The following is a 20,353-nucleotide window of genomic DNA, read 5'->3' on the forward strand; positions in this document are numbered from 1 at the left end:
CGCTCTCGCCTGGATTCCGGCATCATGCCGCGCAAAACCGATCCTGCGAAGTGATAACCTTTTGACGTTCTTGATCGAACCAATAGATCAATCGCCCATGATCGATGCGCTCACCCTCGACCAACTGCGCGTATTCGCCGCCGTTGCGGATACCGGCAGCTTCCGCGCCGCCGCCCGCCGGCTGTCGCGCGTGCAGTCCGCAGTCAGCCACGCCATCGCCAACATGGAGGCGCAACTGGGCGTGCCGCTTTTCGACCGCACCGGCCATCGTCCCGTCATGACGCCGCAGGGCCAGGCCCTGCTTGCCAACGCTCGCGACATCCTGCTGCGGGTCGATGCGATGCGCGCCCGTGCGCAGGGTCTGGGCGAAGGCGTGGAGCTGGAACTCTCGCTGGTGGTGGATACGCTCTTTCCGATCGAACGCGCCGGCGCGGCGCTGAACCACATGCGCGCGGCGTATCCCTCGGTGGCGATGCGCGTGTCGGTGCTGCCGCTGGGCGGGCCGGTCGAAGCGTTGCTGGCCGGCACGCACACGCTGGGCATTCTTGCGGGCGAACATTTCCGGCATCCGCGCATCGTGGTGCAGGCGCTTGGCGCCATTCAGATGGTGGCCGTCGTCGGCGTTTCGCATCCCCTGGCGCAGACCGCGCGCGCTGGCCGGGCGCTTAATGCGGCGGACCTGGCGGATCACCTGCAGATCGTGCAATCCGATCCCTCGCCGCTGTCGGAAGGCCGCGACTTTGCCGTACTGTCGCCGCAGACCTGCCGCGTCAGCGGCCAGGACACCAAGCACGCGCTGATCCTGGCCGGCTTGGGCTGGGGCCGGCTGCCGCTCTGGCAGGTGGAGCGCGACCTGGCCGAGGGCCGCCTGCTGCGCGTGCCCGCCACCAGCCTGGGCCGCGACAGCCAGATCACCACCGAAACCTATCTGGCGCACCGCATCGACCGGCCGCTGGGGCCCGCCGCGCGCACGCTGGCCGCGGCGCTGCACGGCGGCGTTCACCCCTGAGCCTTGGGCGGTTGCGCGTAGCTCACACCCATGCCCGCGCGCACGTCGTTCTGGATGCCATAGGGCGCGATGGGATAGCGCAGGCCATTGGCCGCCAGCGCCTTCATGCCCTCGATGGCAATCGGCAGATAACGCGGTGGCAGCGCCATGAGCATCTCATCGTCGGGCACGCCGCCATAGCGGCGTTCGGCGAAACAGGGCAAGGACAGGCTTGGCTCGCCGGTGGCAAGCGCCCTGCCCCAGGAATCCGCGCAGGCCGTTTCGCCCACGACGCTCCAGTCAAAGCGCCGGTAGTTTTTCCATTGCAGGCCGTTGATCAGGATGATCATCTGGCCGGGGGTCGCATACACCAGGCAGATGTCCGGCGGGTCCAGGCGCCCGTTCGCCAGCGGCGACACGACCATGGCGCGGAACCTGCCCGCCGGAACACAGCTCAGCGCCTCCTGGCGGGCCCGGGCATCGGCTTCGGTGGCGTGCCAGACGCCCACATATTCCTTGCCGCGTTTCCATTCTTCGTCCTGCGGCCCCAGGCCGATGACGGCGCGGCATTGCGCACCGACCAGATCATCGCCCGTAATACCGACCGTCCAGCCAAGCCGCGCCGCCATGCCCACGATCTGGTCCGTGGTGTGCGTGGCCTTGGGCCGGCGCAGGCCCTTCACGCCCGCCATGTCGGCTTCGCGCTCGTAGAGCTTCATGCCGATGACGGTGGTCTTCAGCCGAAGCAGCCGGTTCAGATCGTCAACCAGCGATGCCCAGTCGAGCGGGGTTTCCTGCCTTGTCTCTTCCATGTTCGTCCTTTGGACTGTTGTAGGCGGACAAGACTACAACGCGTCAGGCGAACCCGTCGATGCCTCGCATCAGCGCCGCGGCCATGCGCGGCTGGCGCAACTGGTCCAGCCACCAGCGCAGCGCCCGTCCGTCGTGATTGCCGCGCCACGCGAGGTACAGCAGGTTGGGCTCGCGCGGCGTCTCGGTGGCGATTTCCACCAATTCACCCCGCGCCAGCAGCGACGCCGCGCGATGCCGCGGCACCCAGCCCACGCCCAGGCCTTCGCGTTGCGCCAGGATCTTGGCGCGCATGCTGGGCACGGCCAGCGTGGCCTGCCCGCCAACCTTGCCGTAACCGCGTGCCGACGAGCCGCGCGCCGTGTCGGCAACGACAACGGCGCGATGCTGCTGAATCTGGTCCTGGCGCAGCGGCGCCTTGGCCTTGGCCAGCGGATGCCCAGGAGACACGGCAAAGAGCCATTCCATCTCGCCCAACGCCGCCCATTGCAGGTTCGGCATGGTCTGCGGCTCGTTGGTCGCGCCCACGATCAGGTCTGCCCGCCCCTCGCGCAGCGCTTCCCACGTGCCGCCCAGCACCTCGTGCGTGAAGCGCAGCCTGACGCCCGAATCCAGCTCGTCGAAGGCCTGAATCAGCGGCGCCATCAGTTCGAATTCCAGGATCTCGTCGCTGACGATATGCAGACGGTCTTCCCAGCCGCTGGCCACCTGCCGCACGCGCTGCGTCAGCCGGCTGACATCCTGCGCCAGCCGCGCGGCTTCGTCCGCCAGCAGTTGGCCGGCGGGCGTGAGCTGCAGCCGGTAGCCGCGGCGGTCGAACAACAGGGCATCGAAGCGTTCCTCCAACTGCCGCGCGGCGTGGGACACGGAAGACGGGGCCTTGCCCAGCCGGGCAGCCGCCCGGGACAGGCTGCCGCTGTCGCGGATGGCTTCCAGCAGCGCCAGTTCATTGGGAGTCAGCATGGCGGAGTCCACCGATCGGGTTAAACATTCCAGACCAAACATGTTCGATCTTGTCGAACGTGTTCGTGCGTCAGATCGTACGACAAACGACCCCGCAAGGCGCAACATGGCTACACCTCACCTCCACACCAAAGGAATCTGTCATGAACCGTTTTGAACAAAAGACCGTCCTGGTCACCGGTGGCACCAGCGGCATCGGCCTCGCCGCCGCCCAAGCTTTCGCCGCCGAAGGCGCCCGCGTCATCGTCACCGGACGCGACACCGCGGCGCTGGAAAAGACCCGCGCCAGCCTGGGCGGCAACGCGCTGGCCATCCAGAACACCGCCGGCGCACCTGGTGCGGCCGCCGCGCTGGCCGACGCCCTGACATCGGCGGGCGTGCGCCTGGACGCCGTTTTCGTCAATGCGGGCATCGCCAAGTTCGCCACGCTGGCCGACGCCACCGAAGACCTGTGGGACCAGACGTTCGACACCAACGTCAAGGGCGTGTTTTTTCAGCTGCAAGCGCTGGACTCCTTGCTCAACGCGGGCGCGTCCATCGTGCTCAACGGGTCCATCAACGCCCATATTGGCATGCCGGCATCGTCGATCTACGCGGCCAGCAAGGCGGCGCTGATTTCGCTGGCAAAAACGCTGTCGGCCGAATGGCTGCCGCGCGGCATCCGGGTCAATGTCGTCAGCCCCGGGCCCGTCGCCACGCCGATCTACGGCAAGCTTGGTCTGGACGCCGACACGCTGGAAAAGACCGCCGCCAGCATCCAGGCGCAAATTCCGCTGGGCCGCTTCGGCACGCCGCAAGAGATCGCCGCGACCGTCCTGCACCTGGCCGCGCGCGAATCGGCCTTCATCGTGGGCACGGAGATCATTGCCGACGGCGGCATGAGCCAGCTTTGAGGCGCGATCCGGCCGATGCCGGGCAGTGCTAGGATGCGCACATGACTTCCATCCTGCATGCCCACCCCATCGACCCCGCCGTCCGCGAACGCGTCATGGCGACGCTGCAAGACATCGAGCGGCGCCACGACGTGCGCGTACTGCTCGCCTGCGAATCCGGCAGCCGCGGCTGGGGCTTTGCCTCGCCCGACAGCGACTACGACGTGCGCTTTCTTTACGTGCACAAGCTGGACTGGTATCTGCGCGTGGCGCCGCAACGCGACGTGATCGAGCTGCCCATCGACGACGAACTGGACGTCTCGGGCTGGGAGCTGCGCAAGTCCCTGCAACTCTTGCGCGGCTCGAACCCCACGCTTTTCGAGTGGCTGGATTCGCCCATCATCTATCGCCAGGACGACACGGTCAGCGCGTGGCTGCGGCATTTCCGCAGCGCGTACTTTTCCAACACCAAGGGCCGCTGGCATTACGTGTCGATGGCGGGCCGCAACTTCCGTGAATTCCTGCAGGGCGAGACGGTGCGCTTGAAGAAGTACCTGTACGTGCTGCGCCCCGTGCTGGCCGCCCAATGGATCGACAGCGGCCGTGGCGTGCCCCCGATGCGCTTCGCCGATCTGGCCGACGTCATCATCACCGACGCCGCCCTGCGCGCCGAAGTCAACGAACTGCTGGCCATCAAGATGGCGGCCGGCGAGGCCGAGCACGGCCCGCGCTTCCCGCTGATCCACGCGTATCTGGAATCGACCCTGGCCGAACTGGAAAATGCGCCCTTTTTCGATCGGCCCGACGGCCAGACCGAGACGCTGGACCGGTTTTTGTATGAGGTCGTCACGGGTGCGCCGCTGACGTATTGAGGTGCTGCAACGGGGGGCTGACACCCGGACGGGAAGATCGTCAATTTGGCGAAGGTGTCTGACACGCGGACGGAAAGGTCGTCAATTTGGCGAAGGTGTCTGACACGCGGACGGGAAGGTCGTCAATTTGGCGAAGGTGTCTGACACCCGTGGAATTGACCACCAGCTTGAGACGGCGTCTCAGGGGTGTCAGACACCTTTTCAAGTTTGAGACGGCGCTTCATCGGTGTCTGACACCGTTTCGCATGATTGGGCCGTTGATCCTCCAACCACTGGTGTCCTTCGCGTTGGCGCGCCTGCCATCCTGCCCGTGCGCGGACGCGATTGACGTATCATCGTCGGCCCCTTCTCTTTGATGGAACGATCCCGCATGTCCGACACCACCACGCCCTTCGACGTCCAGACTTATATCGCCCAAAGCTTGGAAGGCATGCAGGCCGCCACGGCGGCCCATTGCGCGACCTGGCATCTGGACGAGGCCGAGCAATGGTCGGTGGACATGGATAGCGGCCTGATCGTGTTCCAGCTTCCGGGTGGCATCGTCGCCACCGCGCCGGTGCAGATCATCGGCACGTCCAACAGCGAAGACGGCAGTTTCCTGTGGGGCTGGGATCATCCGTCCGTGCCGCCAGAGCTCGCCGAGCACGCGCAACTGGCGCTGGCCTTCGGGCGCGCGCATGGTCTGCAGGCCTACACCACGCGCAAGGTCGATTGCGACGATGCCCAGGCCTGGGCGTTCACCGCCGTCGCAATGCGTCTGGGTGAAGCCTCCGGCACGTATCGCGCGCAGGCGTCTGAAACGGCGCATGTGTGGATGACGTTCGGGAAAGTGTCGCTGTCGAAGGCAGAAAGCGAATGACGGTGGCATTCGGGGCCATCGGCCTGTTGCTGGCCGTTGCTCTGTGCGCACTGGTGCATGTGACGGTGATGGCTTTCGCGGGACGCGCGTTGGGCGTGGCGCTGGACGAGCTGTCGTTCGGGCTGGGGCCGCGCCTGTTGCGGCTGGGCAGGGTCAGTATTCGGCTGCTGCCTGTCGGCGGCGCGGTCCGCTTCCAGACGGCGGGCGCTACGATGCTGGCGGATGGCACGATGCCGGCAGACGTCGCAACGCCGACGGCCGCCACGATGCCGGCGGACGAAGCGGACGTTGACCCGCGACACCTGGAAGCGCAGCCGCTCTGGGCGCAACTGTTCATCGGCGCGTCCGGCTGCTTCGCGCTGATCGCGCTGGCGTGCGCGCTGCTGGGCGGCATGGCGGGCGTGCATGCGCTGGCGGATGGATTTGCGAACATCGTCAGTGGCGCGCTGTCGCCACTGCACACGGCGCAGGCGCTGCTGGCCCGTGTCGATTCCGCCGCGCACGGTCTGCCCTTCCCCATGTTGCTGGGCCTGACCGCCGCCACGACGGCCGCGCTTAACCTGCTGCCGTTGCCGGGCGCGAACGGCGGCTATCTGCTGGGCGCGCTGGGGAAAAGCGCCGGCTTGGGCAAGCACTGGCCGGCTTCCCTCACGCAGATCCTGCTGCTGGCTTATGTTGCGCTCGCGGCGTCCTGGCTCGTCGCGGCGGTGGTTTATCTCAGCAGCGGAGTCTGACCTCAAGTCGAAGCAGGTGTCTGACACCCCGGCGAGATGAAGCAGGTGTCTGACACCCCGGCAAGATGGCCGTCAACTTGAGACGGCATCTCATGGGTGTCAGACACCTTCTCCAACTTGAGACGGCATCTCATGGGTGTCAGACACCTTCTCCAACTTGCGACGACATCCCACGGGTGTCAGCCCCCTTCGCGCCTTACCGGTACAGCACCGTCGGCAGCCACATGCCGATCGCCGGGAACATGTACAGCAGGAAGATCGCGACCACCTGGATTCCCATGAACGGCATCATGCCCATGAAGATCTGGTTCAGCGTCACGTGTGGCGGTGATACGCCCTTCAGGTAGAAGGCCGACATGGCCACCGGCGGGGAAAGGAACGCGGTCTGCAGGTTCAGCGCCACCAAGAGGCCGAAGAACAGCGGGTCGATGCCGAACGTGTTGAGCAGCGGCACGAAGATCGGCATGAAGATCACGATGATCTCGGTCCACTCCAGCGGCCAGCCGAGCAGGAAGATGATGATCTGCGCCAGCAGCAGGAACTGGATCGGCGTCAGGCCCAGCGACAGCACCCATTCCTCGATGATGCGCTGGCCGCCCAGCAGCGCGAACGCCGCTGAAAAAATCGACGACCCCACGAATAGCCAGCACACCATGGCGGTGGTCTTGGCCGTCAGGAACACCGATTCGCGCAGCACCGGCAAGTTCAGCCTGCGATACGCCAGCGCCAGCAGCGCGCCGCCCATCGCGCCCATGGCGGCGGCCTCGCTGGGCGTGGCCAGGCCGAAGCCGATCGATCCCAGCACGGCCGCAATCATCACCGCCAGCGGGAAGAACGACGCCATCAGCATCTTGAAGATTTCCAGCCGCGCCCACGTCAGCGCTGCATAGAAGACCGCCAGTATCGCCGCGCACACGCCTGCGAAGATCCAGAAGCCGGTGGGCGTGGGCTTGCGGGCGTCGGCCTCCGGTGCGGCCTGCTGCGCAGGCGCGGCCGCGCCAGCCGGCGGCTGGGCAGCAGGCGTGCCCGGCGGTTCGCTCAAGCCCGACGCGGCGGGCGCGCTCCCCGGCGGTTCGGCGAGTTCGTTGGACGGCGGTTCGGGCAGATCGTTTGACGGCGGCTCGGCCAAACCGTCTACGGGTGGTTCGCTCAATCCGGATCCGGAATCGAAACCGCCAGAACCCAATTGCAGTTCGGCCGGAATCTCGTATTGCACGGCGGGCTTGGTCAGCGCGTGATGCACCACCGCCAGCATCAGCACCGTCACCAGGAGCGGCGCCAACGCCATCGCCATGTTGCGCGTCAGATAGCCAAAAGACACCGCGCTGTTGCGCCGGCCCTTGAACATGGCGGCCAGCATGCCCGATACGGCGCGTGTGTAGGGACCCGCGGCAAGCGCCGCCGTGCCGGGCGACAGCGGCACGCCACGCTCGCTCTCGGGCAGCGGCGGCGCCATGTCGGGACGCAGCTTCGCCACGAGGATGACGTACAGCATGTACAGAATCGCCAGCATGATGCCGGGAAACAGCGCGCCGGCATACAGCTGCACCACCGACACGCCCGTCGTGGCGCCATACACGATCAGCATCACCGATGGCGGCAGCAGGATGCCCAGGCACCCGCCCGCCGTAATGGAACCCGCCGTCAGGCGCACGCTGTAGCCCGCCTTAAGCATGGCCGGCATCGCCAGCAGGCCCATCAATGTGACCACCGCCCCGACGATGCCCGTCGCGGTCGCGAAGATCGCGCAAGTCGCCAGTGTGGCCACCGCCAGCGCGCCTGGCAGCCGCGCCAACGCCAGATGCATCGACCGGAAGAGCTTTTCGATCAGGTTGGCGCGTTCGACCAGATAGCCCATGAACACGAAAAGCGGAATCGAGATCAGCGAATCGTTGGTCATGGTGGCGTACGTGCGCTGCACCATCAGATCCAGCGTTTGGCCCAGGGACCGCCCCGGGTCCGAACTCTGCATGTAATACGCCAGGAACGTGAACAGCACGCCCATGCCCATCAACGTGAACGCCGTGGGAAAGCCCAGCATGATCGCCACCACGATCAAGGCCAGCATCAGCAGCCCGATGTGACCGGTGGTGAGGTTGTCCCACGGCGTGAGGAACGCGATCATCAGGAGCACCAGCGCGATGCACGACAGGCCGAACCACAATGCCTTGTGGATTTTCATCGCAGGGACTCCCCGGATTTGACGTAGCGATCAAGCTTGGCGATGTCTTCGTCCTTCACGTGCACCATCTCCTTGAGCTTGTCGACGTCCACTTCCTCGACGTCCTCTTCACGCGACGGCCAGGCGCCGTGCTTCAGGCACAGAATGCAGCGCATGACCTCGGCCACGCCCTGCAGCAAGAGGACCGCGCCCGCGGCAGGAATGAAGGCCTTGAATGGATAGATCGGGGGCCCGTTGGCCATCAGCGACGAATGCTCTCGGATGGCGATGGAATAACCGGCGTAGTACCAGCCGGCCCACACCAGCGCGATGACGCCCGGAAAGAAAAAGACGATGAAGAGCAGCAAGTCCAGTCCGCCCTGCACGCGCGGCGGCAGAAAGCCGTACAGGATGTCCCCGCGCACGTGCCCGTTTTTGGCCAGCGTATACGCCCCGGCCATCATGAACAGAATGCCGTAGTACATCATCTGCAGGTCGAACGCCCAGGCGCTGGGCTGGTTCAGGATGTAGCGCGCCGCGACTTCCCAGCACACATGCAGCGTCAGCATGACGATCAACCAGGCAAAGGTCTTGCCCACGAAGGTGGAGATGCGATCTATGAAACGTATGATTCGGATCATCGAAGGTCCTGGAGTCGGACCCGTTCATGCCGCCGCAAACCTGCCGGCAACGCGCACGGGCCCTGGACGCATGGCGAAACGCCGCGCGCCGGCAGGGGCGCGCGGGTGCGGCGCAAGTCGGCGTCAGGCCTGCTTGGAGCTGCGCGAGAAGTAGTGGTTGTAGGCCATGCGATGATTGACCGTCGTGTCGCCGTGCCAGCGGCCCACGCGCTCGGCGAACGTGCGCTGCGAGTCCAACACCTTCTTGAAGAGCGGATTCTCGGCGGACCGCTTGGCGATCATGTCGTCCCAGATCTTGAGCTGCTGTTGCAGGATCGCGTCCGGCGTCTTGTAGAACTTGACGTTGTGTTCCTTCTGCAGCTTGATGTAGTCCTGCGAATAGCGGTTCGCCGCCTTCCAGGACATATCCGCGCTGGACGCCTGGGCCGCGTAGCTCAGGATGTGCTTCAAGTTGTCCGGCAAGGCGTCGTACTTTGCCTTGTTGAACATCACCTCGAATTGTTCCGCGCTCTGGTGAAAGCTCTGCAGCATGCAGATCTTGGAGACGTCCTGGAACCCCAGCGCCAGATCGGAAGACGCGTTGTTGAATTCCGCGCCGTCCAGCAGCCCCCGGTCCAGCGCCGGCACGATTTCACCGCCCGGCAGCGCGTTCACGGCCGCGCCCATTGCGGTGTACATGTCGATCGCCAGGCCCACCGTGCGGAACTTTACGCCCTTGACGTCCTCGACCTTGGTAACGGGCCGCTTGAACCAGCCAAACGGCTGGGTCGGCATCGGCCCGTACATCAGGGACTGTACGTTCACACCCATGGCCTTCTGGATCTCGACCAGCAGCTCCTTGCCGCCGCCGTATTCGTGCCAGGCCAGCAGCATATTGGCGTCCATCCCGAAGGACGGACCCGAGCCCCACAGCGCCACGGCCGTGTTCTTGCCGTACCAGTAGGCCACCACGCCGTGGCCGCCATCCAGCGTCCCGGCCGACACCGCATCCAGCAGGTCGAACGCCTTGACTACGGCGCCCGCGGGCAGCACTTCGATCTTCAACTGGCCGCCGGCCATCTCGTTGACCTTGTTGGCGTAGTCGCGAGCGAATTCGTGAAAGATGTCGGTCGCGGGCCAGGTGCTTTGAAAGCGGAAGGAGATGGGCGCGTTCTGCGCCTTGGCGATGGCGGGAAATCCTAGCGCCGCGACCCCCGCGGCGGCTGCGCCAGAGATGAATTTGCGGCGGCGGGGCTTTGTAACGTGTTGCATGGCTTGTTGTCTCCTGGGGTGGACTACATGGACCAGCGTGTTGTTACTACGGCTGCAAGGGTGTGGCACAGATTGGCTGCGGCGAGCCATCCGATGCCGATTGATGCGTCTGATGCGCAACTTTGGAGTGATTAAACCTGCCTGACAAACGGCTGACAATCAGCTTTTAGTCAGGAATTACCCTAGAAAACGGACTAGCCTGAAATAGCAAAAGGCCAGCGCGCCGCTTGGCGCGGCGTGCTGGCCCGATGCGGTGAAAGACGGTCGCTATACCGCCGACACGGAACCTGCTTCTCCCCCGCCCTGCAACTGTGGTGGCGAAGTCACGATCGACGTCAGCGCCGGTTCGGCGGGACGCAATGCCGCCAGATCCGGCCTTGGGCGCCGCAGCACGTCCGAGCCCGCAAACGCCTGTTCCATCGCCTGCGCCGCGGCCAGCACTTCACGGTCGCCGCGAAAGCGCCCCACGATCTGCAGTCCGAACGGCATGCCATGCGCATCGCGTCCGCACGGCAACGTCAGCGCCGGGTGCGTGGTCAGCGTGACCACGTACGTCAGTGCCAGCCAGCGGTAGTAGTTCTCCTGCGCGACGCCGTTGATCTTGTCCGCGTACAGCTGCGTCCATGGAAACGGCGAGACCGGCGTGGTGGGCGAAAGGATGAGGTCGTAATCGTCATAGGCGCGCTGGAACCGCTTGATCAGACGCGTCTGCTCGGCCTGCGCCCACGCGCAGTCCTTCAGGCTCATCGCCGCGCCCATCTCGAAGTTGGCGCGGGTGTTGGGACCGAGGCTGGACGGGTCTTTCTCGTAGGCGTCGCGCATGCCCGCCACGAAGGCTTCCGCGCGCAGCACGTCAAAGCACCGATGGGCCTCGCCCACATCCAGGTCGATCGGATCGCAGGCGGCAAACAGATGCCGCATCGCGGCGATCTTTTCGCGGAAGGTGGCACGAATGCCATCGTCCACGTCGCACGCGCCGAAGTCTTCGGTGTAGGCCACGCGCAGCGAACCCAGGTCCGCGACGCCGGGATTCAGGAATTGCAGCGGGTCCAGCGGATAGCTGAGCGGATCGCCGGCGTGCATGCCCGCGGAAGCGGCCATCTGCAGGCAGGCGTCCGCCACCGTGCGGCCCATGGGCCCGACCACCGAGATCGGCGTCCAGCCCAGCGGTTTGCGCACGCTGGGCACGATGCCCGGGGACGGCCGGAATCCGACCACGCCGCACTTGGACGCGGGAATACGCAGCGAGCCTCCCGTGTCCGAGCCCGTGCATACCGGCAGCATGTCGGCAGCCAGCGCCGCGGCGGAACCGCCCGACGAGCCGCCGGCGTTCAGGTTCGGATTGAACGGGTTGCCGGTCGCACCCCACACCGTGTTGCGCGAGTTGGCGCCCGCGCCCATTTCGGGCACGTTGGTCTTGGCGGCGACGATGGCGCCGGCGCGGCGCAGGCGCGCCACCAGCTCGATGTCCTCGTCGGGCACGTGGCCGCGATACAAGGGCGAACCGTACGTGGTCAACACACCAGCCGTGGGTTCCAGATCCTTCACCCCCATCGGCAGACCGTGCAACAGGCCCAGCGGTTCGCCCGCCATCACGGCGCGCTCGGCGGCGCGCGCCTCCGAGCGCGCCCGCTCGTAGGCGGTGGCGGTGACGGCGTTGATATACGGGTTCACGGCCTGGATCCGCGCGATGCAGGCCTCCAGCAGTTCCACCGGCGAAAGCTGGCGGGCGCCGATCATGCGCCGCAGCTCGACCGCCGTCAGGGATACCAGGGTGTCGTCCAATGCCATCGTCGTCTTCCTTCAGTCGATCTTGATGTTGGCCCGCTGCGCGACTTCACGCATGACGGGCAGTTCCTGCTGGATCAGCGCTTCGCCCTCGGCAGCGCTGGCGAAAGCGGCTTCGAAACCTTGCGCCTCCAGGCTCTTGACCACTTCGGGCGATTCGACGGTGGCCTTCAGCGCCTTCTCCAGCCGCGTCTTCACGTCGGCCGGCAGGCCGCGCGGCGCGGCGACCATCAGCCACGTATCCATGGCGACCGAGGGGTAGCCCTGTTCCGCGAACGTCGGCACGTCGGGCAAGAACGCGGAGCGCTTGGGAGCGGACACCGCCAGCACGCGCACCTTGCCCTGCTTGCTTTGCGGCAGCGCCGCGGCCACGGTGTCGACCGAAAACGGAATCTGTCCGCCGATCAGGTCCGTCATTGCGGGCGAGCTGCCCTTGTACGGCACGTGCGTCATCTTCAACTTGGCCGCCGACGTGAACGCCTCGCCCACGAAATGCGCCGTGGTGCCGGTGCCGAACGAGCCGTACGGCGGCTGGTCGTGGGCCGGATCCTTCACATAGGCCACGAATTCCTTCAGGTCCTTGACCGGCACTTTGGGGTTGGCGAGCAGCGCGAGCCCCGTGCGGCCGACGATGCCGATGGGTTCAAAGCTCTTGACCGGGTCGTACGGCAGGTTGTTCTGGATGGCCGGGTTGACCGTGAACGTCGTGCCGGAGCTGACCAGCAGCGTGTAGCCGTCCGGCGCGGCCTTGGCGACGAAGCTGGCGCCAATCACCGTACCCGCGCCAGCGCGGTTTTCCACCACGACCGTGCGGCCCAATTCCTGTCCCAGTTTCTGCGCCACCACGCGGCCCAGCACATCGGTGGCGCCACCCGGCGGGAAGGGCACGACCAGCGTGAGCGGCCGGCTGGGATAGGCGTCCTGGGCCACCGCGGGCGCGACGGCGCCGACGGTGCTGGCAAAAGCGAGACTGACTGCAAGAAACGAGGTTTTCATGGCGGTGCTCGAAGGGAAGTGGTGGAAAAGCGGCGCGTCTGTCGGCGCCTAGTTGCCGGCCGCGAGCGATCGCCCGCGGCTCAGGAATCGGTCATATTCTTCGTCGGGTACGAACAGCCCACCGGTGGTCCAGGCCAGGTGCGTGGCGCGCGGCAGATGCGCGTCAAGGCCCTGCGCGCGCAGCCATGCCCGGCCGGCTTCGGTGCCGCACAGGTGCCGCGGCCCGCTGAACCCGGCCGCGGCGGACGGTTCGATGCGCAGGCCCTCGCTGTCCTTCAGGCGCGCCAGGTCCGCGTACAGCGTGTCGTCTTCCACGGTGTAGACGCCGCCCAGATGCGCGCCCACGGCCGCATAGGCCAGTTCGGATGCCGTCGGGACGGCCAGGCCGTCGGCCTCGGTCACGTTGGTCAAGCCCACGTCGTACACCGACGCGGACGCCGGGGCGCCCGGCAGTTCGCCCCGGCCGGCCATCATGCGCACCAGGAAACACGGCGACTGCACCGGCTCGGCAAAGAAGCAATGCACGTGCGGGCCGAAGAGTTGCTTCAGGCCGAAGGCGATTCCGCCCGGCGCCCCGCCCACGCCACAAGGCAGGTAGACGAACAAGGGATGCTCGGCATCGACACGCACGCCCGCATCGGCCAGTTGCGTGCGCAGGTGCAGCGCGGCGGCGGCGTAGCCCAGGAACAGCGACGCCGAACGCTCGTCGTCGACGAAATAGCCAAAGGGATCGGCTTCGACCTGCGCGCGGCCCGCGGCCACCGCCTTTTCGTAGTCGCCCGCGTGCTCGACGACCTCGACTCCGCGTGCACGCAGTCGTGCCTTCTTCCATTCCTTGGCATCGGCGGACATATGCACGGCCGACCGGAACCCCAGCGCCGATGCAATCACGCCGATGGACAGGCCCAGGTTGCCGGTGGAGCCCACGGCAACTTGATAGCGGCCGAAAACGGCCCGGGCTTCGGGGCCGGCCAGTTTCCGGTAGTCGTCGCCCGGGCACAGCAGGCCTTCCCGCAGCGCCAACGATTCGGCAAATTCCAGCACTTCGTGGATGCCGCCCCGCGCCTTGATCGAACCGGCCACCGGCAGCGCATGGTCTGCCTTGATCCACAAGCGTCCGTCATGGTGCGGCAGGCCGATGGCCGCCTGCATGGCGGCGGCGGGCAAAAGCGGCGACTCGATCACGCCGCGCGTCTCGGCCAATTCCGGAAACAGTTCGGCCAGCAGCGGGGCGAATCGCGCAAAGCGCTCCTGCGCGGACAGCACTTGATCCATCAGGAAGTGCGCGCCCGGCCCGCCAGCGGTGGCGGTCGTGACAGTCCCGGTCCACAGCACCGGCTTTGCCTGCCGCAGGGAATCCAGAACGGGAGAATGGGAGGAAGCGTCGGGTTGAAACATGGCTGTGGCAGCAAATGGAAAGTGCAAATAATGCCCACATCCTAGAGGTGGCCAGCGCTTTGCAGCAATATCAATGGTTAGAATTCTTCTTTGCGTTTTCCGCAAACCTTGGAACTGACCATGAACCCTCGCGTCCTGCAGGAGATTTCCCTGCGATATTTCCTGGAAGTCGTGCGCACCGGCTCGGTCAGCGAGGCCGCGGGCAGGCTGGACGTCGCCCCCTCGGCCGTCAGCCGGCAGATCGCCCGTATCGAACGTGAATTGGGCACCTTGCTGTTCGAGCGCCGCGCGCGCGGCATGGTCCCGAACGCCGCGGGCGAACTGCTGGCCGCGCACGCCAAACGCATGCAGCAGGACGTGGAGCGCGTGGCCGGCGACATCCTGGCGCTGCGCGGGCTGCGCCAGGGCCATGTGCGCATCGTCAGCACCGAGGGTTATGCGTCAGAGTTCGTGCCGGCGGCCATCGCGGCCTTCCGGCAGCACTATGCGGGGATCCGGTTCTCGCTGGACGTTTGCTCGCAACAAGAGATCCCCCAGCGCATCCGTGATGGGTCGGCGGATATTGGCGTTACCCTCAGCCTCACGTCGCAGCGCGACATCCGGGTGGAAGCGCGCGTGCCGGCGCCGGTGCGCGCGATCCTCGCGGCCGACCATCCGCTGGCCGACCGGCGCGAGATGGCGCTGGCGCAATTGATGGCGTATCCGCTGGCCCTGCCCAGCCCCGATTCCACCCTGCGCCAGTTGATCGACATCAGTTGCAGCCGCCAGCAACTACATTGCGAGCCGGCATTCACCAGCCGCAGCATCGACGCCCTGGTCGGCTTTGCCAGCGCGGGCGGCGGCGTCGCCTTCTGCGGGGAACTCGCCATCCGCAACCGCCTGCAATGGGGAAGAATCGTCGCCGTGCCGCTCCGCGACCGCGAAATGAACGAACGCCACTTCGAGGTGCAGACGCTGGCCGGCCGCATCATGCCGGAGGCCGCCAAGGCCTTCATCGCCAGCATCGCGGAGACCGCGCGGGCGGCCTCCGGACCGGTCGGGCCCGCGTAATGCCGGGCCACGTAATGCCCGCGATCAATACTGGTAGCGCATCGTCAGCATCGCGCTGCGTCCCGCGGCCCACGCGCCCTGGCTGTAAAAGCCGATCTGGCTGTAGTACTTGCGGTCGAACACGTTGTTCACGTTCACCTGCGCCGACAGGCTGCGGTTGAAGCGGTAACGCGCCATCAGGTTGGTGATGGCGTAGCTGCCCTGGCCCACGCGCTCGTCGCCGTTGGGGCCGCTGGCGATGGTGTAGACGTGGCTCTGCCAGTTCACGCCGCCGCCCACCGTCAGGCGGTTCCAGTCGCCCGGCAACTGATACGTGGTGAAGACGCGCACCAGGCTGCGCGGCTGGTCGGTCTGGATCGCGTTGCCCTCGCCGTCGCTGGCGGTCCAGTGGGACCATCCCGCAGCCACGTTCCAGCCCGGCGTGACTTCACCCGACACTTCCAAGTCGAAGCCGCGGCTGCGCGTGCCTTGTGCGGCCGTGTAAGCCTGATTGGTCGTGCCCGGCACCATCTGGCCCGGGTCGGCCTGCGCCACGTTGTCCTGGTCGATCTGGAAAACGGCGGCGCTGGCGTTCAGGCGGCCCTCCAGCCATTCGCCTTTGATGCCGGCCTCGTACGACTTGCCTTCCAGCGGATCGAGCCAATTGCCGTTGCGGTCCTGGTAGGTCTGCGGATTGAAGATGCTTGTGTAGCTGACGTAGGCCGTGTAGGTGTCGTTGATGTCGTACAGCAGGCCGGCGTAGGGCGTGAAGGCGTTCTTGTCGAACTCCGTGCGGCCTTCCCCGCCAAAGCCGATCGAGTTGGTCTTCCAGGTGCTGTAGCGCCCGCCGACGATGAGTTTCAGCGGATCGGCAAGGTTCAGGCGCAGCGCGCCGTACCAGCCCGTCTGCGTGGTGGTGTAGCGGTTGGCAATGGTGGAATCGTTCCAGTCGGGTTCGGGATACGAGCCGTTCCACTCCAGGAAGTTGCCCACGCCTGCCGCATTGATGGCCGAGCGGTAGTTGAAGTCGCCCTTCTGCCGGTTGAAGCTGGCGCCCACCACGGCTTCGTGGCGGCGGCCAAACAGCGTGAACGGTCCATTCGCCTTCAGATCCAGCGCATTCTGCTTGCGGTCGCCCAGGTACCAGGCGGGCGACGCGCCCATGCCCAGGCCGGTCTCGCGATCCGGCCAGCCGTACAGGTACAGCAGCTTGCCGTCCATTTCATTCTTGGAATACGAGCCCACCGCCTGCACGCGCCAGTCGTTGTCGAAACGATATTCCAGGCTGGCGAAGGCGCCCTGCGTGGTGCTGCCCCACGAGCTCCACCGCGCGCCGGTGTTCAGCGACCGCCGCCAATCGGTGCGGCCGCCGTCGGCGTACCAAAGCGGAAAGCCGCCCCAACTACTGCCCTGCGGCTCGTTGTCCTGGTAGTTGTAGCCCACGCTGAGCGTGGTGCGCGAGGTCAGGTCGGCGTCCACCACGCCGTAGAAGACCTTTTTCTTGTTCTGGTAGTAGTCCAGGAACGACCGGTTGTCCTGGTACGCCGAGACGATGCGGCCGCGCACGGTGCCTTCGGCATTGAGCGGCGTCGACAGGTCGGCCGTCACGCGATAGGTGTCCCAGTTGCCCACGCCCGCGCTCAGGTCCGCCTTGAACTCACGGCTGTCGGCGTGCTTGCGCACCAGGTTGATGGAGGCGGACGGATTGCCTGCGCCCGTCATCAGGCCCGTCGCGCCGCGCACGACTTCCACGCGGTCATAGATGATGGGATCGACGGAAGACTCGCCCGCCGCATAGCCCACATCGAAGGACGTGGGCACGCCGTCGTACATGTAATTGCTGATGCTGAAGCCGCGCGAGTTGAACGTGTAGCGCTCACTGTCGAAGTTCTGCACCGAAATGCCGGGCGTGCTGCCCATGACGTCGGCCAGCGACCGCATGTCCTCGTCGTCCATGCGCTGACGCGTCATCACGGTCACCGACTGCGGCGTCTCGCGCAGCGACAGCGACAGCCCCGTGCTGGCTGCGGTGGAACGCGGCGTATAGGACCCCGTCCCCTCGGTGGTGTTCGGATTGGCGTTGTCGCCCACCACCTGCACCGAGGGCAGCGTCGACACGCTGGCGTCCTGCGCGGCAACTGCCCCGGAAGCCAACGCCAGGAAAACCGCCGCAGACGTGCGGCGCAGCACGAAACGTGGGTGAACGATTGAGCCGCGTCCGGCGCGTCTTTCTGCTTGCATTGGAGCTTCCTACCGAGTGAGTCTAAGGGGGACAAATCGGTACGAAGTTTAAATGCAAATCCTTCTCATCTCCATCTACTGTTGTTTTTTTCCACTGTTCGCGTCAACCCGAGGCCTTGCCCGGCCGCTGCACCGCGCGCACCTTGCCGCTCTCGCCGCCGCCGCAATAGAACCGGGCGCCGCCGTCGGACTCCAGGCCCGACACGCCCACGCCCGCCGGCATCTCGACCGCTTCCAGCACTTCGCCCGTGCGCGGTTCAAGACGCCGCAATTCGCTTTCTTCGGCTTCCCACGTGCCGTGCCATAGCTCGCCGTCCACCCACGTAACGCCCGTCACGTAGCGATTGGAATCGATGGTGCGCAGCACGTTGCCGGTCTCGGGATCGACCTGGTGGATCTTGCGGTCGCGGTAGGCGCCGACCCACAGGCTGCCTTCCGCCCAGGCAAGGCCAGACACGCCCTCGCCGCCCGGCGCCGGAATGGTGGACAGCACGTTCCCGCTTTGCGGATCGACCTTCTGGATCCGGCCATCGGCGATCTGATAGAGGTGCGTGCCGTCAAAGGCCGTGCCGGCATTGGCCGTGATGTCGAGAGAGCGCGACGTCTGTCCGGTGACCGGGTCCAGGGCAACGAGGCTGTCGCCCGTGGCGAACCACACCTGCTTGCCGTCGTACGTCAGCCCATGGACGGCCTCGACGCCCGGGAATGGGCCATATTCGCGGAGGATTTCGGCTTGTGATCGTTTCATGATGGCTTCCTGTTGTAGGCATGCATCCATGCTACTGGCCGGGCAAAATCGCCGGGAGTAACAAGCTTGTCGCGAATCCGGGCACCGGCGGCAGCATCCAGCGCCGCGCGCGTCCCTGGCCGAAGGCCTGCACCTTGCCGGCCTCGGCCAGCGCCTCCAGTGCGCGCTGCACGGTGCGCTGGCTGGAGCCCAGCACCAGCGCCAGCGCCGAACTCGACCAGCCTTCACCATCGGCCAGAAAGGCCAGCAGCGCGCCCTGCTCCGGATCCGCTTCTTCGCCAGCAGGCGCCAGCACCGTGACGCCGCCCGTGCCGGCCGGCGTGAGCGTATAGCCGTGCGGAGTGGACTGGATGCCGGCCAGCGGGTGGATCGCGGTGCGAAGACGGCCCATTTCGACGCGCAGGCGCGCGCGGTGCGTCTCGTCGAAATAGCGCGTGCGAAATGCCTGGGCGATAAGCGCATCGCGCGTGACGTCCTGCGGCCAGGCCTGCGCCAGCGCCCGCACCAACGCAAACAGCACGGGACGGCCAGCCAGCGCGACCGTCGTTTGCGCACCGCGCACGGCGTACCGGCAGGCGTCCACCACCAGCGTTCCCGACGCCAGCAAGGCCTCAACTTCGTCCAGCGACACCGTGCATTCGCCAGCCTGTCCCATGCGCCGGGCGGCCGGCGCGTCCAGCGCCCGCACCGCGTGGTCCACTTCCGCCATCAGCGCCGGAATCCCGGCTTGCTCGGCGCAGCGTCCCGCGCGCGTCAGCGCGGACCGGGCCTTTGCTGCCTGCTGGCGGCGTAGTGCGATGCCCGCGACGATCAACTCTTGAATGGCCTGCGACGCCCAAGGCAGTGCGGCCGGATCCACCTCGGCCAGCGTGCGCTCGGCGTCTTCCAGCCGTCCCAGCAGCAATTGGCGGCGCGCCGTCAAATGGCGGGCATGTGCCGCGTTGACCACGTCGCCCTGCGCCTGCAGCGTGGCGCGCGCGGCGTCCAGCGCCTTGTCCGGGTTGCCGAGATCGCGCGAAGCCAGCGCGATTTCCGCCTCGGCGACCACGCAGCGCGCCCGCGCGACCGCCTGCCGGAGACCAAACGTCCGCGCGGCGCTTCGCAGCAGCGCCCTGGCGCGTGGCAGATCGCCCAATTGCGCGAAGGCGATGCCGCGCAGGGCCAGCGCGGGCGCGTCGCTGCGCAGCGCCACGTGGTTCAACGCGCCCAGCGGGTCTCCCGCCGCCAGCGCACGGGCCGCCGTTTCAATCAGAAAGTCCATGGAAGATGCGCCACCGCCTGCCCCGCTTTTCTTGACCAGGGAACAAATCTACACCGCGCGGCAGGCTGATTGCAGGGCTATTGCGCGGCCGACACCGGCAGAGAGGATCCGCCGGCCGCGCTGGGCGCCATCAAAAGCGGATACGGATTGAGCGCCCCGCCCCCCGCATAGATGCCGTAGTGCAGATGCGGCGGCGTGCCTTTGGCGTTGCCGGTATTGCCCACGAAACCCAGCACGTCGCCCGGCGCGACGAGCTGGCCGCGGCGGATATCCGCGTAGCCGTCCAGGTGCGCGTAATAGTGCATCTGCCGGCCCGGCCCCATCACCCACACCACCTGGCCGCCCAGCGTGTTCTCACCGATGCGCGTGACCACGCCTTCGGTGGCAGACAACACCGGCGTACCGCGCTTGGCGAAGATGTCGATGCCCTGGTGCGTGCGTCCTCCCGACCGCGCCGCGCCCCAGGTGTCCGCCAGCCGCCGCGGCGCGATGCCCTGCACCGGCACGGGCAGGGACAGCGGCGCGTCCTGCCAGGACAGCCGCGCCATGTGCCAGGGCGCGCGCGCCGCCTCGGGCAGACGCGGCCAGGCCCAGACAGCCATGGCGGCAAGCGCGGCAAGGATGAAAAGTCGTCGGGCAAATCGCCAGGGGGTGCGGGCATCCATGCAACGTTCGACGGCCAGGCAGGGTCAGGGTTCCACGCCACCTGGCGGCGACACAGTATTGCAGCGCCTGTGATGC

General features: G+C 66.6%; 18 protein-coding genes. 6 read left to right on the top strand and 12 right to left on the bottom strand.

The features are described from left to right. Positions 1-97: 97 nt before the first annotated feature. Complete coding sequence (locus ASD71_RS08055) at positions 98-1,009, top strand: LysR family transcriptional regulator (protein WP_056561807.1); 912 nt, start codon at positions 98-100, stop codon at positions 1,007-1,009. Here the strand turns inward: ASD71_RS08055 and ASD71_RS08060 are convergent. Together ASD71_RS08060 and ASD71_RS08065 are read right to left on the bottom strand one after the other, a co-directional pair. Next, positions 1,000-1,800 (bottom strand): DUF169 domain-containing protein, encoded by an 801-nt coding sequence (locus ASD71_RS08060; RefSeq protein ID WP_056561808.1) that lies wholly within the window; start codon positions 1,798-1,800, stop codon positions 1,000-1,002. The genes ASD71_RS08055 and ASD71_RS08060 overlap by 10 nt on opposite strands. A 43-nt stretch (positions 1,801-1,843) precedes the next feature. Beyond that, positions 1,844-2,761: a LysR substrate-binding domain-containing protein gene (locus tag ASD71_RS08065; RefSeq protein ID WP_056561812.1), complete on the bottom strand. Its 918-nt coding sequence runs from the start codon at positions 2,759-2,761 to the stop codon at positions 1,844-1,846. A gap of 143 nt (positions 2,762-2,904) precedes the next feature. On the opposite strand from ASD71_RS08065, the gene ASD71_RS08070 reads away from it, so the two are divergent. The 4 genes from ASD71_RS08070 (at position 2,905) to ASD71_RS08085 (ending at position 6,098) form a co-directional block, all read left to right on the top strand. Then, complete coding sequence (locus ASD71_RS08070; protein WP_056561814.1) at positions 2,905-3,654, top strand: SDR family oxidoreductase; 750 nt, start codon at positions 2,905-2,907, stop codon at positions 3,652-3,654. Between the two features lie 41 nt (positions 3,655-3,695). Continuing rightward, on the top strand, positions 3,696-4,505 hold the full coding sequence (locus tag ASD71_RS08075) for a nucleotidyltransferase domain-containing protein (RefSeq protein WP_056561817.1): 810 nt from the start codon (positions 3,696-3,698) through the stop codon (positions 4,503-4,505). A 370-nt stretch (positions 4,506-4,875) separates the two neighbouring features. Next, positions 4,876-5,364, top strand: a complete 489-nt coding sequence (locus ASD71_RS08080; protein ID WP_056561820.1) for a DUF6882 domain-containing protein — start codon at positions 4,876-4,878, stop codon at positions 5,362-5,364. Beyond that, complete coding sequence (locus ASD71_RS08085; RefSeq protein ID WP_056561821.1) at positions 5,361-6,098, top strand: site-2 protease family protein; 738 nt, start codon at positions 5,361-5,363, stop codon at positions 6,096-6,098. The genes ASD71_RS08080 and ASD71_RS08085 overlap by 4 nt, the downstream gene beginning before the upstream one ends. A 196-nt stretch (positions 6,099-6,294) precedes the next feature. Here the strand turns inward: ASD71_RS08085 and ASD71_RS08090 are convergent, their stop codons facing one another. The 6 genes from ASD71_RS08090 to ASD71_RS08115 form a co-directional block, all read right to left on the bottom strand. Beyond that, the gene (locus ASD71_RS08090; RefSeq protein WP_056561825.1) at positions 6,295-8,280 is read right to left on the bottom strand and encodes a TRAP transporter large permease subunit; all 1,986 of its coding nucleotides are present in this window, start codon (positions 8,278-8,280) and stop codon (positions 6,295-6,297) included. Beyond that, complete coding sequence (locus tag ASD71_RS08095) at positions 8,277-8,900, bottom strand: TRAP transporter small permease subunit (RefSeq protein WP_056561827.1); 624 nt, start codon at positions 8,898-8,900, stop codon at positions 8,277-8,279. The genes ASD71_RS08090 and ASD71_RS08095 overlap by 4 nt, the downstream gene beginning before the upstream one ends. A 123-nt stretch (positions 8,901-9,023) precedes the next feature. Further along, the gene (locus ASD71_RS08100) at positions 9,024-10,151 is read right to left on the bottom strand and encodes a TRAP transporter substrate-binding protein (protein WP_056561828.1); all 1,128 of its coding nucleotides are present in this window, start codon (positions 10,149-10,151) and stop codon (positions 9,024-9,026) included. Between the two features lie 267 nt (positions 10,152-10,418). Then, positions 10,419-11,942 (bottom strand): amidase, encoded by a 1,524-nt coding sequence (locus ASD71_RS08105; RefSeq protein ID WP_056561830.1) that lies wholly within the window; start codon positions 11,940-11,942, stop codon positions 10,419-10,421. A 12-nt stretch (positions 11,943-11,954) separates the two neighbouring features. Next, positions 11,955-12,935 carry a tripartite tricarboxylate transporter substrate binding protein gene (locus ASD71_RS08110; protein WP_056561832.1) on the bottom strand — a complete coding sequence of 327 codons (981 nt, stop codon included), beginning with the start codon at positions 12,933-12,935 and terminating at the stop codon, positions 11,955-11,957. Between the two features lie 48 nt (positions 12,936-12,983). Beyond that, entirely contained in the window at positions 12,984-14,333 is a 1,350-nt protein-coding gene (locus tag ASD71_RS08115; protein ID WP_056561833.1) for a D-serine ammonia-lyase, read from the bottom strand. A gap of 120 nt (positions 14,334-14,453) precedes the next feature. On the opposite strand from ASD71_RS08115, the gene ASD71_RS08120 reads away from it, so the two are divergent. Next, complete coding sequence (locus ASD71_RS08120) at positions 14,454-15,383, top strand: LysR family transcriptional regulator (RefSeq protein WP_056566593.1); 930 nt, start codon at positions 14,454-14,456, stop codon at positions 15,381-15,383. Positions 15,384-15,407: 24 nt separating this feature from the next. Here the strand turns inward: ASD71_RS08120 and fhuE are convergent, their stop codons facing one another. From fhuE to ASD71_RS08140, 4 genes are all read right to left on the bottom strand, one after another. Next, positions 15,408-17,603, bottom strand: a complete 2,196-nt coding sequence (gene fhuE / locus ASD71_RS08125; protein ID WP_056561834.1) for a ferric-rhodotorulic acid/ferric-coprogen receptor FhuE — start codon at positions 17,601-17,603, stop codon at positions 15,408-15,410. 103 nt (positions 17,604-17,706) lie between these two features. Further along, on the bottom strand, positions 17,707-18,351 hold the full coding sequence (locus ASD71_RS08130) for a hypothetical protein (RefSeq protein ID WP_056566594.1): 645 nt from the start codon (positions 18,349-18,351) through the stop codon (positions 17,707-17,709). Between the two features lie 31 nt (positions 18,352-18,382). After that, on the bottom strand, positions 18,383-19,612 hold the full coding sequence (locus ASD71_RS08135) for a winged helix-turn-helix transcriptional regulator (RefSeq protein ID WP_056561837.1): 1,230 nt from the start codon (positions 19,610-19,612) through the stop codon (positions 18,383-18,385). A gap of 77 nt (positions 19,613-19,689) precedes the next feature. Then, entirely contained in the window at positions 19,690-20,277 is a 588-nt protein-coding gene (locus tag ASD71_RS08140; RefSeq protein ID WP_056561840.1) for a M23 family metallopeptidase, read from the bottom strand. Between the last annotated feature and the right edge of the window lie 76 nt (positions 20,278-20,353).

This window comes from Achromobacter sp. Root565 (assembly GCF_001427425.1).
Classification (GTDB): Bacteria; Pseudomonadota; Gammaproteobacteria; order Burkholderiales; family Burkholderiaceae_B; genus Achromobacter; species Achromobacter spanius_D.

Bases quoted from the DNA above. Each gene is read 5' to 3' on its own strand.
- ASD71_RS08115 (WP_056561833.1), bottom strand. From the start codon at position 14,333: ATGTTTCAACCCGACGCTTCCTCCCATTCTCCCGTTCTGGATTCCCTG.
- fhuE (WP_056561834.1), bottom strand. From the start codon at position 17,603: ATGCAAGCAGAAAGACGCGCCGGACGCGGCTCAATCGTTCACCCACGT.
- ASD71_RS08100 (WP_056561828.1), bottom strand. From the start codon at position 10,151: ATGCAACACGTTACAAAGCCCCGCCGCCGCAAATTCATCTCTGGCGCA.
- ASD71_RS08140 (WP_056561840.1), bottom strand. From the start codon at position 20,277: ATGGATGCCCGCACCCCCTGGCGATTTGCCCGACGACTTTTCATCCTT.
- ASD71_RS08135 (WP_056561837.1), bottom strand. From the start codon at position 19,612: ATGGACTTTCTGATTGAAACGGCGGCCCGTGCGCTGGCGGCGGGAGAC.
- ASD71_RS08070 (WP_056561814.1), top strand. From the start codon at position 2,905: ATGAACCGTTTTGAACAAAAGACCGTCCTGGTCACCGGTGGCACCAGC.
- ASD71_RS08105 (WP_056561830.1), bottom strand. From the start codon at position 11,942: ATGGCATTGGACGACACCCTGGTATCCCTGACGGCGGTCGAGCTGCGG.
- ASD71_RS08080 (WP_056561820.1), top strand. From the start codon at position 4,876: ATGTCCGACACCACCACGCCCTTCGACGTCCAGACTTATATCGCCCAA.
- ASD71_RS08085 (WP_056561821.1), top strand. From the start codon at position 5,361: ATGACGGTGGCATTCGGGGCCATCGGCCTGTTGCTGGCCGTTGCTCTG.
- ASD71_RS08110 (WP_056561832.1), bottom strand. From the start codon at position 12,935: ATGAAAACCTCGTTTCTTGCAGTCAGTCTCGCTTTTGCCAGCACCGTC.
- ASD71_RS08120 (WP_056566593.1), top strand. From the start codon at position 14,454: ATGAACCCTCGCGTCCTGCAGGAGATTTCCCTGCGATATTTCCTGGAA.
- ASD71_RS08060 (WP_056561808.1), bottom strand. From the start codon at position 1,800: ATGGAAGAGACAAGGCAGGAAACCCCGCTCGACTGGGCATCGCTGGTT.
- ASD71_RS08095 (WP_056561827.1), bottom strand. From the start codon at position 8,900: ATGATCCGAATCATACGTTTCATAGATCGCATCTCCACCTTCGTGGGC.
- ASD71_RS08065 (WP_056561812.1), bottom strand. From the start codon at position 2,761: ATGCTGACTCCCAATGAACTGGCGCTGCTGGAAGCCATCCGCGACAGC.
- ASD71_RS08130 (WP_056566594.1), bottom strand. From the start codon at position 18,351: ATGAAACGATCACAAGCCGAAATCCTCCGCGAATATGGCCCATTCCCG.
- ASD71_RS08075 (WP_056561817.1), top strand. From the start codon at position 3,696: ATGACTTCCATCCTGCATGCCCACCCCATCGACCCCGCCGTCCGCGAA.
- ASD71_RS08090 (WP_056561825.1), bottom strand. From the start codon at position 8,280: ATGAAAATCCACAAGGCATTGTGGTTCGGCCTGTCGTGCATCGCGCTG.
- ASD71_RS08055 (WP_056561807.1), top strand. From the start codon at position 98: ATGATCGATGCGCTCACCCTCGACCAACTGCGCGTATTCGCCGCCGTT.